Source organism: Streptomyces sp. NPDC034043 (assembly GCF_055575675.1).
Map to the genome: position 1 here is coordinate 212,582 of NZ_JBVISF010000010.1, position 15,326 is coordinate 227,907.

Here is a 15,326-nt window from a genome sequence, read left to right on the forward strand (position 1 = left end):
CGGCGCTACTTTGACGACAGGGCCTAGGCGTCGTAGACGTCCGCCTTCCGCGGGGCGGGCTCCTGGACGAGGCCGTTCATGATCGAGGAGCGGTTGGTGAAGGCCGAGGTGTCCACGCCGTTCTCCTCCAGCACCCTGAAGGTCGCCCGGTGCACCGACCGCAGGACCGGGGCCACGGTGCGCAGGGCGTCGTCCGCCATGAAGCGGTGGCGCCACATGGAGCTCGCCCACACGTGCCGCAGGCCGAAGGGCTCGGGCAGGACCAGCTTGCCGCCGAAGTACTCCAGCAGCGGCGGGTACCAGGTCAGGGGGGCGCGCACGGCCAGGCGTACGACTTCCATGGTGTCCACCAGCGGCAGCGGGCGCTCCACGGTCTCCCAGAAGCGGATCGACTTGGGGACCTCGACCACGGGGGCCTTGGACTTGGTGGTGAACAGGCCGTGGACGGGGCCGAGGGCGTGCGCGGTGACGTCCACGCGCAGGGTCTTGTAGAGGACGGTGACCGTGACCAGCATCGTGATGACGAGCTGGCCGTCCCAGAGCGGGTACTGGATGCCGAGGTAGTGCCGGTTGCCGGCGCTGAACTGCTGCTCGTTGCAGATCCGGGTGATCTCGTGCGGCTTGACCAGGAAGGTGTCGACGTCCTCGCCGCTCGGCCGGGCCACTTCGGCGGCGCCCTCGCCGACGGGGGTGACGATCCAGTGCTGGATCGAGGCGGGCGGGAAGCCGCCGGTGTGCAGCGGGCCGCGCTCCAGCTTGCGCAGCTCGGTGTCGATCGCGCGTATGACGTCCCAGCTGCGGAAGGGGTGGATGTCGCGCCCGTCCACCTTCGGGGTCAGCTCCTCGGCCATCTGCCAGCTGCCCCAGCGGGTGCCCATGCCGAGGATGCCCTTGGGGCCGGCGTAGAAGACCGAGTTGCTGCGGTCCTCCGCGGTCAGTTTCGCCAGCTGCCGGCGCAGGTCCTCGCGGGCCTTCTCGTCGGGGTTGCCCGGGACCGCCTCCGGGATCTTGGCGGCGACGGGTGCGCCGCCCCCGAGCAGGCCGTCCCAGCGGGAGCGCAGGTCGGCGGCGGTGGTCTCGCAGATCCGTCGGGCCAGGTACCAGCCGAGGACGGGGGCGACGAGCGCGCCGAGCAGGTAGAGCTCCAGCAGGCCGCTGCCGGGCTGGCGGTACACCACCCGGTAGAGCAGCACCGCGCCGAAGAGGACCACCCCGACCAGCAGGGCGGTGCCGATCCAGCCGCTCTTCTTGCCCTCGCCGCCGGACAGGGTCCTGCGGAGCTGGAAGAGGCCGAGCCACAGCAGCAGCCCGGGCAGGAACGCCACTCCGCTGACCAGCGTGATCAGGCGCAGCTTGCGGTCGCGTTCCTTGCGGATCCGGGAGGCGGCCAGGCAGTGCTCGACCACGGTCTGGGGGTCGGCGCCGAAGGACTGGATGAGCGGCTTGCGGCCGGCCCCGAGGGTGCGGGCCTCGACGGCGCGGCAGAAGGCCTCGCCGAGGTTGGGTTCGAAGAGGGAGATCCTGGGCGGCTTGACCGAGGCCGGGTGGTTCTCGCTGTTCGCCCCGAGTATGGAGGACAGGGCGGTGTCCCTGCCGCCGTCGCGGTACGCGGCGGAGGCGAGCGCGTTGGTCGCCGCGGTCTGGCCGCCGCCCCCCTGCAGAGGAATCTGTGCTCCGGGCCTGAAGTCGAAACCGTCGTCCGCCACCGCTGCCCCCATCGCCGTGCCACTGTGCTCTTTGCCCGTGGTGCCGTCGTACTAGTCGTTCCGGTCGTGCCGTACTGCCGTGCTGCCGTGCCGCTTTCGCGGCGTGTCGCGCTCTGTTGTGGTCCGTTGTGCTCTCCGTCGCGGCGAAGAGCCTATAGGCGTACTCGTCCCCATGGTCATGGGACAGGGAAATACCGCCCACCGCAAGCGGGTTGGGTGGGCGGCGTCCGGGCGCTATGTCAACTAACTTCCCTTCTCTGCCTGTTCGCGAACCTTGTCCGCGAGATGGGGCGGCATGGGCTCGTGCCGGGCGTACGCGCGGCTGAAGCGGCCCGTGCCGTGGGACACGGAGCGCAGGTCCACGGCGTAGCGGCCGATCTCGATCTCGGGGATCTCGGCCCGCACCCGGGACCGGCCGGGGCCGGCCTGTTCGGTGCCGACGACGCGGCCGCGGCGGCCGGCGAGGTCGTTCATGACCGGGCCTACGTACTCGTCGGGCACCTCGACGTCGAGTTCGGCGACGGGCTCCAGCAGGTGGATCGGGATGTCGGCGGCGGCTTCGCGCAGGGCGAGGGCGCCCGCCGTCTGGAAGGCGGCGTCGGAGGAGTCCACCGAGTGCGCCTTGCCGTCGCGCAGGATGACGCGTACGTCGACCAGCGGATAGCCGGCCGCGACGCCGCGGGCGGCCTGGGCGCGTACGCCCTTCTCCACGGAGGGGATGAACTGGCGGGGCACCGCGCCGCCGACGACCTTGTCGACGAACTCGATGCCGCTGCCGGGCGGGAGCGGTTCGACCTCGATCTCGCAGATGGCGTACTGGCCGTGGCCGCCGGACTGTTTGACGTGCCGGCCCCGCCCGGCTGCCTTGGCGCCGAAGGTTTCGCGCAGGCTGACCTTGTGGGGGACGGGGTCGACCCGGACCCCGTAGCGGGTCTTCAGCCGCTCCAGCACGAGGTCCTGGTGGGCCTCGCCCAGGCACCACAGGACGAGTTGGTGGGTGTGCGGGTTCTGTTCCAGCCGCAGGGTGGGGTCCTCGGCGACCAGGCGGGCGAGGCCCTGGGAGAGCTTGTCCTCGTCGGCCTTGCTGTGGGCCTCGACGGCGAGGGGGAGCAGTGGGTCGGGCATCGGCCAGGGCTCCATCAGGAGCGGGGCGTCCTTGGCGGAGAGCGTGTCGCCGGTCTCGGCGCGGGTGAGTTTGGCCACGCAGGCCAGGTCGCCCGCGATGCAGGCGGCGAGGGTGCGCTGCTGTTTGCCGAAGGGGGAGGTGAGGGCGCCGATCCGCTCGTCTGCTTCGTGGAGGGCACGGCCCTCGTGGCCCCGGTCCTCCGGGCCGTGGCCGCAGACGTGGACGGTCTCCTCGGGGCGCAGGGTGCCGGAGAAGACGCGGACCAGGGAGACGCGGCCGACGTAGGGGTCGGAGGAGGTCTTGACGACCTCGGCGAGGAGCGGCCCGGCCGGGTCGCAGGTGACGTCGGGGCGCGGGGAGCCGTCGGGGGCGGTGACGCCGAGCGGGGCGCGTTCCGCGGGCGTGGGGAAGCCGCCCGTGATCAGTTCGAGGAGTTCCACGGTGCCCAGGCCCTGGCGGGCGCCGTCGGCCGCCGGGGCGGCCATCAGGACGGGGTGGAAGGTGCCCCGGGCGACGGCCCGCTCCAGATCGTCGATCAGGGTCTTGACGTCGATGTCCTCACCGCCGAGGTAGCGGTCCATGAGGGTCTCGTCCTCGCTCTCGGCGATGATCCCCTCGATGAGGCGGGAGCGGGCTTCGTCGATGAGGGCGAGCTCGGCGGGGTCCGGGTCGCGCTCGGCGCGCTCGCCGGAGGTGTAGTCGTACACGCGCCGGGAGAGCAGTCCCAGGAGGCCGTTGACGGGGGAGTGGCCGTCCGGTCCGGCCGGTCCGTGCAGCGGGAGGTAGAGCGGGATGACGGCGTCCGGGTCGTCGGCGCCGAAGATCTCCCCGCAGACGGTGGTCATCTGGGAGTAATCGGCGCGGGCTGCCTCCAAATGGGTGACGACGATGGCGCGCGGCATGCCGACGGCCTCGCATTCGTCCCAGACCATCCGGGTGGCCCCGTCGATCCCGTCGGAGGCGGAGACGACGAAGAGGGCCGCGTCCGCGGCGCGCAGACCGGCCCTGAGTTCCCCGACGAAGTCGGCGTATCCGGGGGTGTCCAGGATGTTGATCTTGATTCCGGCCCATTCGACGGGGACCAGGGACAGCTGTACGGAGCGCTGGCGGCGGTGCTCGATCTCGTCGTGGTCCGAGACCGTGGTGCCGTCCTCGACCCGTCCTGCCCGGTTCACGGCCCCCGCCGTCAGGGCCAGGGCCTCGACCAGGGTCGTCTTCCCCGCGCCGCTGTGGCCGACCAGCACGACGTTCCGTACGGAATCGGGGCGGTCGGCCGTCAGTGCCCTGCCGGCGGCTCCGGCTTGGTGTGATGTGGCTCCCATGGCGCTCGTGCCTCCTGGTGTCGCGGTGAGGAGGGTGATCGGGGTCCTTCGAGCTTTGCACTGCCGTCACACCGCGTCCATACGTGGTACCGGCCACGGCCGCCCGCGCGGCGGGCGGGTGACACGGGCCCGCCGCGGGCGGCGAGCGGGAGCCAACCGGTGGGTGCGCGGCACTGCGGGCGCGGGGCGCTGGCTACGATGGGCCAGCCGGTGGCCGTGGTGGCCGCTCGGCCCACCGACCCTCTGGGAAGGCCATGCTGAACAAGTACGCGCGTGCGTTCTTCACGCGTGTTCTCACGCCGTTCGCCGCGTTTCTCCTGCGCCGGGGGGTGAGCCCGGACGCCGTCACCCTCATCGGTACGGCCGGAGTGGTGGCCGGGGCGCTGGTCTTCTTCCCCAGAGGCGAGTTCTTCTGGGGCACCATCACCATCACCCTCTTCGTCTTCTCCGACCTGGTGGACGGGAACATGGCCCGCCAGGCGGGGCTCTCCAGCCGCTGGGGGGCGTTCCTCGACTCCACGCTCGACCGGGTGGCCGACGCCGCGATCTTCGGCGGCCTCGCGCTCTGGTACGCCGGTCAGGGGAACGACAACGCCCTGTGCGCGGTGGCGATCTTCTGCCTGGCCAGCGGGCAGGTGGTCTCGTACACGAAGGCCCGCGGCGAGGCGATCGGGCTGCCGGTCGCCGTCAACGGGCTCGTCGAACGGGCCGAGCGGCTGGTGATCTCGCTGGTCGCGGCCGGCCTGTCCGGGCTGCAGACCTTCGGCGTCCCCTCGTGGATCGGGGTGCTGCTGCCGGTCGCGCTGTGGATCGTGGCGGCGGGCTCGCTCGTCACGCTGGTGCAGCGCGTGGTCACCGTACGCCGTGAGGCGGCCGAGGCCGACGCGGCGGCCGCCGGCGCCGAGGGCGGGGCGGCCTGATGGGCACGGCGCAGGACAAGCTGGTCGACGGGCTGTACGGGCTCGGCTGGGCGGGCGTGAAGAAGCTGCCCGAGCCGGCGGCGGTGGCCCTCGGCCGCAAGATCGCCGACGTGGTGTGGAAGCGCCGCGGGAAGAGCGTGCTGCGGCTGGAGTCCAACCTGGCCCGGGTGGTGCCCGACGCGACCCCCGAGCGGCTGCGTGAGCTGTCGCACGCGGGCATGCGTTCGTACATGCGCTACTGGATGGAGTCCTTCCGGCTCCCGGCCATGGACGCGAAACGGTTCGCGGAGGACGTCCAGCTGAAGGACGACCACCTCCTGCGCGAGGCGATCGCCTCCGGGCGCGGGGTCGTCGCCGCCCTGCCGCACCTGGCCAACTGGGACCTCGCCGGCGCGTGGGTCACCGGCCACCTGGGCGTTCCCTTCACCACCGTCGCCGAGCGGCTCAAGCCCGAGTCCCTCTTCGACCGCTTCGTTGCCTACCGGGAGAGCCTCGGCATGGAGGTCCTCCCGCACAACGGTGGCGCCTCCTTCGGCACCCTGGCGCGCCGGCTGCGCTCCGGCGGGCTGGTCTGCCTGGTCGCCGACCGGGACCTGTCGGCCTCCGGGGTCGAGGTGGACTTCTTCGGATCCCGGGCCCGGATGCCCGCCGGGCCGGCGCTGCTGGCGCAGCAGACCGGGGCGGTACTGCTGCCGGTCACGCTGTACTACGGCGACAGCCCGAAGCTGTACGGCCGGTTCCATCCCGAGGTGGAGGTGCCGCGGCAGGGCACGCGGATCGAGAAGACCGCCGCCATGACGCAGGCGGTGGCGGACGTCTTCGCGACGGGGATCGCCGAGCACCCGGAGGACTGGCACATGCTGCAGCGCTTGTGGCTCGATGACCTGGAGGAGCGCCCGTAGTGAAGATCGGCATCGTGTGCCCGTACTCGTGGGACGTCCCGGGCGGCGTCCAGTTCCACATCCGTGACCTGGCCGAGCACCTGATCCGCCTGGGCCACGAGGTGTCGGTGCTGGCCCCGGCGGACGACGAGACCCCGCTGCCCCCCTACGTGGTCTCGGCGGGACGGGCGGTGCCGGTGCCCTACAACGGGTCGGTCGCCCGGCTGAACTTCGGCTTCCTCTCCGCCGCCCGGGTACGCCGCTGGCTGCACGAGGGCGTCTTCGACGTGATCCACATCCACGAGCCGGCCTCGCCCTCCCTGGGCCTGCTGTCCTGCTGGGCGGCCCAGGGCCCGATCGTGGCGACGTTCCACACCTCCAACCCCCGCTCGCGGGCGATGATCGCCGCGTACCCGATCCTCCAGCCGGCGCTGGAGAAGATCAGCGCCCGGATCGCGGTGAGCGAGTACGCCCGGCGCACGCTGGTGGAGCACCTCGGCGGGGACGCCGTGGTCATCCCCAACGGCGTCGACGTCGACTTCTTCGCGCGGGCCGAGCCCAAGGCCGAGTGGAGCGGGGGGACCCTCGGCTTCATCGGCCGCATCGACGAACCCCGCAAGGGCCTCCCGGTGCTCATGGCCGCCTTCCCGGCCATCGCCCGGGCCTGCCCGGACGTACGCCTGCTCGTGGCGGGCCGGGGCGACGAGGAGGAGGCCGTGGCCTCCCTCCCGGCGGAGCTCCGCTCCCGGGTCGAGTTCCTCGGCATGGTCTCCGACGAGGACAAGGCCCGCCTGCTGCGCAGCGTGGACGTCTACGTCGCCCCCAACACCGGCGGCGAGAGCTTCGGGATCATCCTGGTCGAGGCCCTCTCGGCGGGCGCCGCCGTCCTGGCCTCGGACCTCGACGCCTTCGCCCAGGTCCTGGACCAGGGCGCGGCGGGAGAACTGTTCGCCAACGAGGACGCCGCCTCCCTGGCCGCGGCGGCGACCGCCCTCCTGCGCGACCCGGCCCGGCGCGCGGAACTGAGCGCCCGCGGCTCGGCGCACGTCCGCCGCTTCGACTGGTCGACGGTGGGCGCGGACATCCTCGCCGTGTACGAGACCGTCACCGCCGGCGCGGCCGCCGTCGCCGCCGACGAACGGGTCTCCCTCCGCACCCGCCTCGGCTTCTCGCGGGACACGTAGGCGTCCGCAGCGGGTAGTGTCGCCGCCCGTGATCGAAAACCTTGTCTGGATCGCGGTGGCGCTCGCCGTCGTCGGGGTCTACCTCAGCTGGACCGCCGGGCGGCTGGACCGGCTGCACACGCGGATGGACGCCGCCCGGGCCGCCCTCGACGCGCAACTCGTGCGGCGGGCCTCCGTGGTGCTGGAGGTGGCCACCTCCGGGGCGCTCGACCCCGCCTCCTCGCTGGTGCTGTACGAGGCCGCGCACGCCGCGCGGCAGGCGGAGGAGGAGCACCGGGAGGTCGCCGAGAGCGAGCTCAGCCAGGCGCTGCGGGCGGTGTTCGCCGACGCCGACCAGGTGGAGGTGCTCAAGGCGGCCCCGGGCGGCGAGGAGGCCGCCGAGGAGCTCGCCGCGGCGGTGCGCCGGGTGCCCATGGCCCGCAGGTTCCTCAACGACTCCGTACGGGCCGCCCGCGCGCTGCGCCGCCATCGCAAGGTGCGGTGGTTCAGACTGGCGGGACACGCGCCGTTCCCGCTGGCCTTCGAAATGGACGATGAGCCTCCGGTGGACCTCGCGGACCGCCCCGCCTGATCCTCATAGGGCCGCGGGGGACAAGTGAAAGAGCCACCGGCTCCACATTGGCCCTTGTAGTGGACTGGTCGGTGGGGTTTTCTCAGCGAGTACCGCCCGTCTTCCCTTTCGAGTTCCTTTCGAGTGAGGTCAACCCGTGAGCACGCTTCCCACCTCTTCCCAGTCCGCTGAGTCGGCCATCGGCACGTCCCGCGTCAAGCGCGGCATGGCCGAGCAGCTCAAGGGCGGCGTGATCATGGACGTGGTCAACGCCGAGCAGGCGAAGATCGCCGAGGACGCCGGCGCCGTGGCCGTCATGGCCCTGGAGCGGGTCCCCGCCGACATCCGCAAGGACGGCGGCGTGGCCCGCATGTCCGACCCCAACATGATCGAAGAGATCATCGAGGCCGTCTCCATCCCGGTCATGGCCAAGTCCCGCATCGGCCACTTCGTCGAGGCCCAGGTCCTCCAGTCCCTCGGCGTCGACTACATCGACGAGTCCGAGGTCCTGACCCCGGCCGACGAGGTCAACCACTCCGACAAGTGGGCCTTCACCACCCCCTTCGTCTGTGGTGCCACCAACCTGGGCGAGGCCCTGCGCCGCATCGCCGAGGGCGCGGCCATGATCCGTTCGAAGGGCGAGGCCGGCACCGGCAACGTCGTCGAGGCCGTCCGCCACCTGCGCCAGATCAAGAACGAGATCGCCAAGCTGCGCGGCTTCGACAACAACGAGCTGTACGCCGCCGCCAAGGAGCTGCGCGCCCCGTACGAGCTCGTCAAGGAGGTCGCCGAGCTCGGCAAGCTCCCCGTCGTGCTGTTCTCCGCCGGCGGTGTCGCCACCCCGGCCGACGCCGCCCTGATGCGCCAGCTGGGCGCCGAGGGCGTCTTCGTCGGCTCCGGCATCTTCAAGTCCGGTGACCCGGCCAAGCGCGCCGCCGCCATCGTGAAGGCCACCACCTTCTTCGACGACCCGAAGGTCATCGCGGACGCCTCCCGCAACCTGGGCGAGGCCATGGTCGGCATCAACTGCGACACCCTCCCCGAGGCCGAGCGCTACGCCAACCGGGGCTGGTAACCAGCATGAGCAATCCCCCCGTCATCGGTGTCCTGGCACTCCAGGGCGACGTACGGGAGCACCTGATCGCCCTGGCCGCGGCGGACGCCGTGGCCAGGCCGGTCCGGCGTCCCGAGGAGCTCTCCGAGGTCGACGCCCTGGTGATCCCCGGCGGCGAGTCCACGACCATGTCCAAGCTCGCCGTGCTGTTCGGCATGCTGGAGCCGCTGCGCGAGCGCGTGCGCGCCGGCATGCCCGTCTACGGCACCTGCGCCGGCATGATCATGCTCGCCGACAAGCTGCTCGACGGCCGTGACGACCAGGAGACGCTCGGCGGCATCGACATGATCGTGCGCCGCAACGCCTTCGGACGCCAGAACGAGTCCTTCGAGGCCCGGATCGACTTCGCGGGCATAGAAGGGGGCCCCGTCGAGGGCGTCTTCATCCGCGCCCCGTGGGTCGAGTCGGTCGGCGCCGCCGCCGAGGTGCTGGCCACGTACGACGGCCACACCGTCGCCGTGCGCCAGGGCAACGTCCTCGCCACCTCCTTCCACCCCGAACTGACCGGCGACGACCGCGTCCACGCGTACTTCGTCGACCTGGTGCGCGCGGGGCTGTGACGAGGTCCCGGTAGGATCGTTGGTGAACACTGTTGGTTACGCGAAGGAGACAGGCGGATGTCCGGCCACTCTAAATGGGCTACGACGAAGCACAAGAAGGCCGTGATCGATGCCAAGCGCGGCAAGCTCTTCGCGAAGCTGATCAAGAACATCGAGGTCGCGGCCCGTATGGGCGGCGCGGACATCGACGGCAACCCGACGCTCTTCGACGCCGTTCAGAAGGCCAAGAAGCAGTCGGTCCCGAACAAGAACATCGACTCCGCGGTCAAGCGCGGCGGCGGCCTCGAGGCCGGCGGCGCGGACTACGAGACGATCATGTACGAAGGCTACGGCCCCAACGGTGTCGCGGTGCTCATCGAGTGCCTCACCGACAACCGCAACCGTGCCGCCTCCGACGTCCGCGTCGCCATGACCCGCAACGGCGGCTCCATGGCCGACCCGGGCTCGGTCTCGTACCTGTTCAACCGCAAGGGCGTCATCCTCCTGCCCAAGGCCGACCTCTCCGAGGACGACGTCCTGGGCGCGGTCCTGGACGCCGGTGCCGAAGAGGTCAACGACAACGGCGACACCTGGGAGATCATCAGCGAGGCCACCGACCTGGTCGCGGTCCGTACCGCGCTCCAGGAAGCCGGCATCGACTACGACTCGGCCGACTCCAGCTTCGTCCCGACCATGCAGGTCGAACTCGACGAAGAGGGCGCGCGCAAGATCTTCAAGCTGATCGACGCGCTGGAGGACAGCGACGACGTGCAGAACGTCTTCGCCAACTTCGACGTCTCGGACGAGGTCATGGAGAAGGTCGACGCCTGACCGGCGCCGCGCCTTCCCGCTCTCCCTCCGGCGGGCCGACAGGACACACCCTGTCGGCCCGCCGCTTTGTCAGTGGGGGCGGATAGCCTGCACCGACAGGTGAACGGTGGTCGGAGGAGGGGGCGCGCGTGCGCGTACTGGGCGTGGACCCGGGGCTGACGCGATGCGGTGTCGGCGTGGTCGAGGGGGTCGCCGGACGGCCCCTGACCATGATCGGCGTCGGGGTCGTACGGACGCCCGCCGACGCGGAGCTGGGGGACCGGCTCGTCGCGATCGAGGCCGGCATCGAGGAGTGGCTCGATACCCACCGGCCCGAATGCGTGGCGGTGGAGCGGGTTTTCAGCCAGCACAACGTCCGCACCGTCATGGGCACCGCCCAGGCCAGCGCCGTCGCCATGCTGTGCGCCGCGCGCCGCGGGATACCGGTCGCGCTGCACACCCCGAGCGAGGTCAAGGCCGCCGTCACCGGCAGCGGTCGCGCCGACAAGGCGCAGGTCGGGGCGATGGTGACCCGGCTGCTGCGGCTCACCGAACCGCCCAGACCGGCCGATGCCGCCGACGCCCTGGCCCTCGCCATCTGCCACATCTGGCGGGCCCCCGCCCAGAACCGCCTCCAGCAGGCGGTGGCCCGGCACGCCACCGGCGCGCGCGCCGCGCACGCCCTGAACGCCGTCCACGCGCCGAGCGCCCCGAACGCGGGCAGGACCCCGAACGCCCCGAAAGGCCGTACCCGATGATCGCCTTCGTCAGCGGCCAGGTCGCCGCGCTCACCCCCACCCTGGCCGTGATCGAGGTCGGGGGCGTGGGGATGGCCGTGCAGTGCACGCCCGGCACCATCGCCGGACTGCGGGTGGGCGAGCAGGCGCGGCTGGCCACCTCGCTGGTCGTACGGGAGGACTCGCTGACCCTGTACGGCTTCGCCGACGACGACGAACGCCAGGTCTTCGAGCTGCTCCAGACCGCGAGCGGCGTCGGCCCGCGGGTGGCCCAGGCGATGCTCGGCGTGCACAGCCCGGACGCGCTGCGGGCGGCCTTCGCCTCGGGGGACGCGAAGGCGTTGACGGCGGTCCCGGGGATCGGGCCGAAGGGCGCGCAGAAGCTGCTGCTGGAGCTGAAGGACAAGCTGGGCGCCCCCGGCCCGGTGGTCGGAGCCCAGCGCGCGCCCGCGTCGGGACCCGCCCCCTGGACCGAGCAGCTGACCGCCGCGCTGATCGGCCTCGGCTATGCCGCGCGGGAGGCCGACGAGGCCGTGTCCGCGGTGACGCCGCAGGCCGAGGCCGCCATCGCCGCCGGCGGCTCGGCCCCCGTCCCGCAGCTCCTGCGGGCGGCGCTGCAGTCCCTCAGCCGGGCCCGCTGAGCCGGCGCGGAGCGCGTGCCGGACCCCGTACGAACGCTCCGCGCCCGCCGCCGCGGTGGAACGGCCCCCGGCGGGGCCGGGCGGGCGCGGGGGTGACGGCGGGGCCCGGATTGACCAACGCAACGACGGAGAAGGCAGACTGACCACCGTGAACTGGGACGACGACGACACCGGCACTTCCGAGCCCGACAGGCTGGTCACCGCGGCGGCCGACGGGGAGGACACCGCCGTCGAGGCCGCGCTGCGCCCGAAGGACCTCGGCGAGTTCGTCGGCCAGGAGAAGGTCCGCCAGCAGCTGGACCTCGTGCTGAAGGCCGCCCGCCAGCGCGGCGCCACCGCCGACCACGTCCTGCTGTCCGGCGCGCCCGGCCTCGGCAAGACCACCCTCTCCATGATCATCGCCGCCGAGATGGGGGCGCCCATCCGGATCACCTCCGGCCCCGCCATCCAGCACGCCGGAGACCTCGCCGCGATCCTGTCCTCCCTCCAGGAGGGGGAGGTCCTCTTCCTCGACGAGATCCACCGCATGTCCCGGCCCGCCGAGGAGATGCTGTACATGGCCATGGAGGACTTCCGCGTCGACGTGATCGTCGGCAAGGGCCCCGGAGCCACCGCCATCCCGCTGGAGCTGCCGCCCTTCACCCTCGTCGGGGCCACCACCCGCGCCGGCCTGCTCCCGCCGCCCCTGCGGGACCGCTTCGGCTTCACCGGGCACATGGAGTTCTACGCCCCCGCCGAGCTGGAACGCGTCATCCGGCGCTCCGCCGGCCTCCTCGACGTGGAGATCGACACCGCCGGGGCCGCCGAGATCGCCGGCCGCTCCCGCGGCACCCCCCGCATCGCCAACCGGCTGCTGCGCCGCGTCCGCGACTACGCGCAGGTGAGGGCCGACGGAGTGATCACCCGCGAGGTGGCCGCCACCGCCCTCCAGGTGTACGAGGTGGACGCGCGCGGACTGGACCGGCTGGACCGGGCCGTGCTGGAGGCCCTGCTCAAGCTGTTCGGCGGCGGGCCCGTCGGGCTGTCCACCCTCGCCGTCGCCGTGGGGGAGGAGCGCGAGACGGTCGAGGAGGTCGCCGAGCCCTTCCTCGTCAGGGAGGGGCTCCTCGCCCGCACCCCGCGCGGCCGGGTCGCGACCCCCGCGGCATGGGCCCACCTGGGGCTCGTCCCGCCGCAGCCGGGCGGCCGTGGATCAAGCGGACAACAGGGCCTGTTCGGGGCCTGACGGCGCGGAGGTTCGACCGGTCAGGAACTGCGGTGCCATGCTGGGCGTTGTTCCATCGGTGCGGACTCGCCTAGACTCCGCCGATGCCGACCCTTCGGGTCGGCGTGCCCACCCCCGTAGAAATGGCCGCTCCCCGGCGCGGCCGTGCGAAGGATCCTCGTCCCGTGAACAACATCAGCTTCTTGCTCCCGTTCATCGTGCTCATCGGGGCGATGTTCCTGATGACCCGGTCCGCAAAGAAGAAGCAGGCCCAGGCCGCTCAGATGCGTGACCAGATGACGACCGGCACCGGCGTGCGCACGATCGGCGGCATGTACGCCACCGTCAAGGAGATCGGCGAGGACACCGTCACCCTCGAGGTGGCCCCCGGTGTCCACGCGGTCTACGCGAAGAACGCCATCGGCGCCGTGCTGGAGGACGCCGAGTACAACCGGATCGTCCACGGCTTCTCCGAGACTCCGGAGGAGGACGCCCCGGTCGTCCCCGACGACGCCTCCTCGCTGACCGAGGGCGACGCCCCCAAGCTCGACCTGGGCAAGAAGGACGAGCCCAAGGGCGACGACGAGCCGAAGGACGGCAAGACCGACGGCGAGCCCGGCGCCAAGTAGCGTCCGGCAGGGGCCGCGGCGGTGTCCGACCGGCATCCGCCGCGGTTCCCGCAGTGAACTTCTGCGGGGGGCAGGGGTCCCCACCACACATTTCGTGGCCGTCCGCGCGCTGACCCGGCGCGGGACGGTTGGACAGGGAGATACGACAAGGTGGCAGCACCGAAGAAGGGCCGGCGGCCCACGGGGGCTCAGGGGAGGCCGGGGCGCGCCCTGGCCTTCATCCTGATCGCGATGGTGGCGCTCACCGCGGGGATGTTCCTCACGAAGCAGACGACGCCCCGTCTGGGCATCGACCTCGCCGGTGGTACGAGCATCACGCTCAAGGCCAAGAGCGAGCCCGGCAAGCCGGACGCCGTCAACGAGACCAACATGAACACGGCGGTCGGCATCATCGAGCGCCGCGTCAACGGTCTCGGCGTCTCGGAGTCGGAGGTCCAGACCCAGGGCCGCGACCACATCATCGTGAACATCCCCAAGGGGACGAACGAGCAGCAGGCCCGCGAGCAGGTCGGTACCACCGCCCAGCTGTACTTCCGCCCCGTGCTGGCGTTCGCCGACGGCGCTCCCGTCGCTCCCGAGCCGAAGCCGAGCACGCCCGCGAACCCCTCCGCGAGCCCCTCCGCGAGCGGTTCCGGCGCCCCGAAGTCCGAGGGCTCCAAGCCCTCCGCGTCGGCCACCCCGTCGTCCAGCGCCACTTCCCAGGGCCGTGTGCTCAGCGAGGCCCTCAAGGCCCCGGGCACCCCCACTCCCTCGCCGTCGGCGAGCGAGTCGAAGAAGGCAGACGACAACAAGGCCACGCCCCCCGCCTCGGCCCCGGCTCCCGCTCCGACCCCGTCGGCCGACCCGGCCGCGGCGGACCTGCAGGCGAAGTTCGCCGCGCTGGACTGCACCAAGGAGGACCAGCGCGCCGCCGCCGGCAAGGGCGTCAAGCCCGAGGAGCCGATGATCGCCTGCGGTCAGCGCGGCACCGTCTGGGGCAAGTGGCTCCTGGGTCCGGCCCAGGTCAACGGCCAGGACGTGAAGGACGCCCAGGGCGTCATCGACCAGCAGCGCGGTCAGTGGATCGTCACCATGCAGTTCACCGACAAGGGCGCCGACAAGTTCGCCAAGATCACCGGTGAGCTGGCCACCAAGCAGTCCCCGCAGAACCAGTTCGCGATCGTGCTCGACGGCGAGGTCATCTCCGACCCGTCCGTCAGCCAGGCGCTGACCGGCGGCAACGCCGAGATCTCCGGCGGCTTCACCCAGCAGTCCGCGCAGGACCTGGGCAACATGCTCTCGTACGGCGCCCTGCCGCTGTCCTTCCAGGAGGACAGCGTCACCACCGTCACCGCCGCGCTCGGCGGCGAGCAGCTGAAGGCCGGCCTCATCGCCGGCGCCATCGGCCTCGCGCTCGTGGTGATCTACCTGCTCGTGTACTACCGCGGTCTGGCCTTCATCGCCATCGTCAGCCTCATGGTGTCCGCGGTCCTCACCTACACGATCATGGCGCTGCTGGGCAAGGGCATCGGCTTCGCCCTGAACCTGCCCGCCGTCTGCGGCGCGATCGTCGCGATCGGCATCACCGCCGACTCGTTCATCGTGTACTTCGAGCGCATCCGCGACGAGATCCGCGAGGGCCGCACCCTGCGTCCGGCCGTCGAGCGCGCCTGGCCGCGTGCCCGCCGCACGATCCTGGTCTCCGACTTCGTGTCGTTCCTCGCCGCCGCGGTGCTCTTCATCGTCACCGTCGGCAAGGTCCAGGGCTTCGCCTTCACCCTGGGTCTGACCACCCTCCTCGACGTGGTCGTGGTGTTCCTGTTCACCAAGCCGATCATGACCCTGATGGCCCGCACGAAGTTCTTCTCCAGCGGGCACCCGTGGTCCGGGCTCGACCCGCAGCGGCTCGGCGCCAAGCCGCCGCTGCGCCGGTCCCGCCGCAGCGCGCCCGTTCCCGCCCCCGTCGACGCAAAGGAGGCGTGAG

14 protein-coding genes are annotated in these 15,326 nt (G+C 71.9%); 12 read left to right on the plus strand and 2 right to left on the minus strand.

Translation table 11 applies throughout. The features are described 5' to 3' along the window. Positions 1-23 precede the first annotated feature (23 nt). Positions 24-1,706, minus strand: a complete 1,683-nt coding sequence (locus ACZ51S_RS24195) for a hypothetical protein (protein ID WP_468476346.1) — start codon at positions 1,704-1,706, stop codon at positions 24-26. A gap of 243 nt (positions 1,707-1,949) precedes the next feature. Then, positions 1,950-4,154 carry an elongation factor G-like protein EF-G2 gene (locus ACZ51S_RS24200; RefSeq protein WP_468476345.1) on the minus strand — a complete coding sequence of 735 codons (2,205 nt, stop codon included), beginning with the start codon at positions 4,152-4,154 and terminating at the stop codon, positions 1,950-1,952. A gap of 254 nt (positions 4,155-4,408) precedes the next feature. Between ACZ51S_RS24200 and pgsA the strand changes: the two genes are divergently transcribed. The 12 genes from pgsA to secD all read left to right on the plus strand — a co-directional run bounded on the left by pgsA (position 4,409) and on the right by secD (position 15,325). Continuing rightward, the gene (gene pgsA / locus ACZ51S_RS24205; protein ID WP_388944412.1) at positions 4,409-5,074 is read left to right on the plus strand and encodes a phosphatidylinositol phosphate synthase; all 666 of its coding nucleotides are present in this window, start codon (positions 4,409-4,411) and stop codon (positions 5,072-5,074) included. After that, positions 5,074-5,976 carry a phosphatidylinositol mannoside acyltransferase gene (locus ACZ51S_RS24210; protein ID WP_468476344.1) on the plus strand — a complete coding sequence of 301 codons (903 nt, stop codon included), beginning with the start codon at positions 5,074-5,076 and terminating at the stop codon, positions 5,974-5,976. The genes pgsA and ACZ51S_RS24210 overlap by 1 nt, the downstream gene beginning before the upstream one ends. Further along, the gene (locus ACZ51S_RS24215; protein WP_388944418.1) at positions 5,976-7,139 is read left to right on the plus strand and encodes a glycosyltransferase family 4 protein; all 1,164 of its coding nucleotides are present in this window, start codon (positions 5,976-5,978) and stop codon (positions 7,137-7,139) included. Before ACZ51S_RS24210 ends, ACZ51S_RS24215 begins: the two co-directional genes overlap by 1 nt. Positions 7,140-7,167: 28 nt before the next feature. Continuing rightward, on the plus strand, positions 7,168-7,710 hold the full coding sequence (locus ACZ51S_RS24220; RefSeq protein WP_388944421.1) for a hypothetical protein: 543 nt from the start codon (positions 7,168-7,170) through the stop codon (positions 7,708-7,710). Between the two features lie 136 nt (positions 7,711-7,846). After that, positions 7,847-8,764: a pyridoxal 5'-phosphate synthase lyase subunit PdxS gene (gene pdxS, locus ACZ51S_RS24225; protein WP_388944424.1), complete on the plus strand. Its 918-nt coding sequence runs from the start codon at positions 7,847-7,849 to the stop codon at positions 8,762-8,764. 5 nt (positions 8,765-8,769) lie between these two features. Next, a complete protein-coding gene (gene pdxT / locus ACZ51S_RS24230) occupies positions 8,770-9,363 on the plus strand; it encodes a pyridoxal 5'-phosphate synthase glutaminase subunit PdxT (RefSeq protein WP_468886629.1) in 594 nt (197 codons plus the stop codon). 57 nt (positions 9,364-9,420) lie between these two features. After that, positions 9,421-10,173 carry a YebC/PmpR family DNA-binding transcriptional regulator gene (locus ACZ51S_RS24235; protein WP_125817794.1) on the plus strand — a complete coding sequence of 251 codons (753 nt, stop codon included), beginning with the start codon at positions 9,421-9,423 and terminating at the stop codon, positions 10,171-10,173. A gap of 128 nt (positions 10,174-10,301) precedes the next feature. Further along, entirely contained in the window at positions 10,302-10,910 is a 609-nt protein-coding gene (gene ruvC, locus ACZ51S_RS24240; RefSeq protein WP_468961948.1) for a crossover junction endodeoxyribonuclease RuvC, read from the plus strand. Further along, positions 10,907-11,530: a Holliday junction branch migration protein RuvA gene (ruvA, locus tag ACZ51S_RS24245; protein ID WP_388944436.1), complete on the plus strand. Its 624-nt coding sequence runs from the start codon at positions 10,907-10,909 to the stop codon at positions 11,528-11,530. Before ruvC ends, ruvA begins: the two co-directional genes overlap by 4 nt. A 148-nt stretch (positions 11,531-11,678) precedes the next feature. Further along, on the plus strand, positions 11,679-12,755 hold the full coding sequence (ruvB, locus tag ACZ51S_RS24250) for a Holliday junction branch migration DNA helicase RuvB (RefSeq protein WP_467891602.1): 1,077 nt from the start codon (positions 11,679-11,681) through the stop codon (positions 12,753-12,755). 164 nt (positions 12,756-12,919) lie between these two features. Next, positions 12,920-13,363: a preprotein translocase subunit YajC gene (gene yajC, locus ACZ51S_RS24255; protein WP_388944442.1), complete on the plus strand. Its 444-nt coding sequence runs from the start codon at positions 12,920-12,922 to the stop codon at positions 13,361-13,363. A 150-nt stretch (positions 13,364-13,513) separates the two neighbouring features. Then, a complete protein-coding gene (gene secD, locus ACZ51S_RS24260; protein WP_468476339.1) occupies positions 13,514-15,325 on the plus strand; it encodes a protein translocase subunit SecD in 1,812 nt (603 codons plus the stop codon). Position 15,326 lies beyond the last annotated feature (1 nt).

What these genes read in the sequence shown, in the direction of transcription:
- ACZ51S_RS24200 (WP_468476345.1), bottom strand. Translation starts at nt 4,154, where the DNA reads ATGGGAGCCACATCACACCAAGCCGGAGCCGCCGGCAGGGCACTGACG.
- pgsA (WP_388944412.1), top strand. Translation starts at nt 4,409, where the DNA reads ATGCTGAACAAGTACGCGCGTGCGTTCTTCACGCGTGTTCTCACGCCG.
- ACZ51S_RS24210 (WP_468476344.1), top strand. Translation starts at nt 5,074, where the DNA reads ATGGGCACGGCGCAGGACAAGCTGGTCGACGGGCTGTACGGGCTCGGC.
- pdxT (WP_468886629.1), top strand. Translation starts at nt 8,770, where the DNA reads ATGAGCAATCCCCCCGTCATCGGTGTCCTGGCACTCCAGGGCGACGTA.
- ACZ51S_RS24235 (WP_125817794.1), top strand. Translation starts at nt 9,421, where the DNA reads ATGTCCGGCCACTCTAAATGGGCTACGACGAAGCACAAGAAGGCCGTG.
- ruvA (WP_388944436.1), top strand. Translation starts at nt 10,907, where the DNA reads ATGATCGCCTTCGTCAGCGGCCAGGTCGCCGCGCTCACCCCCACCCTG.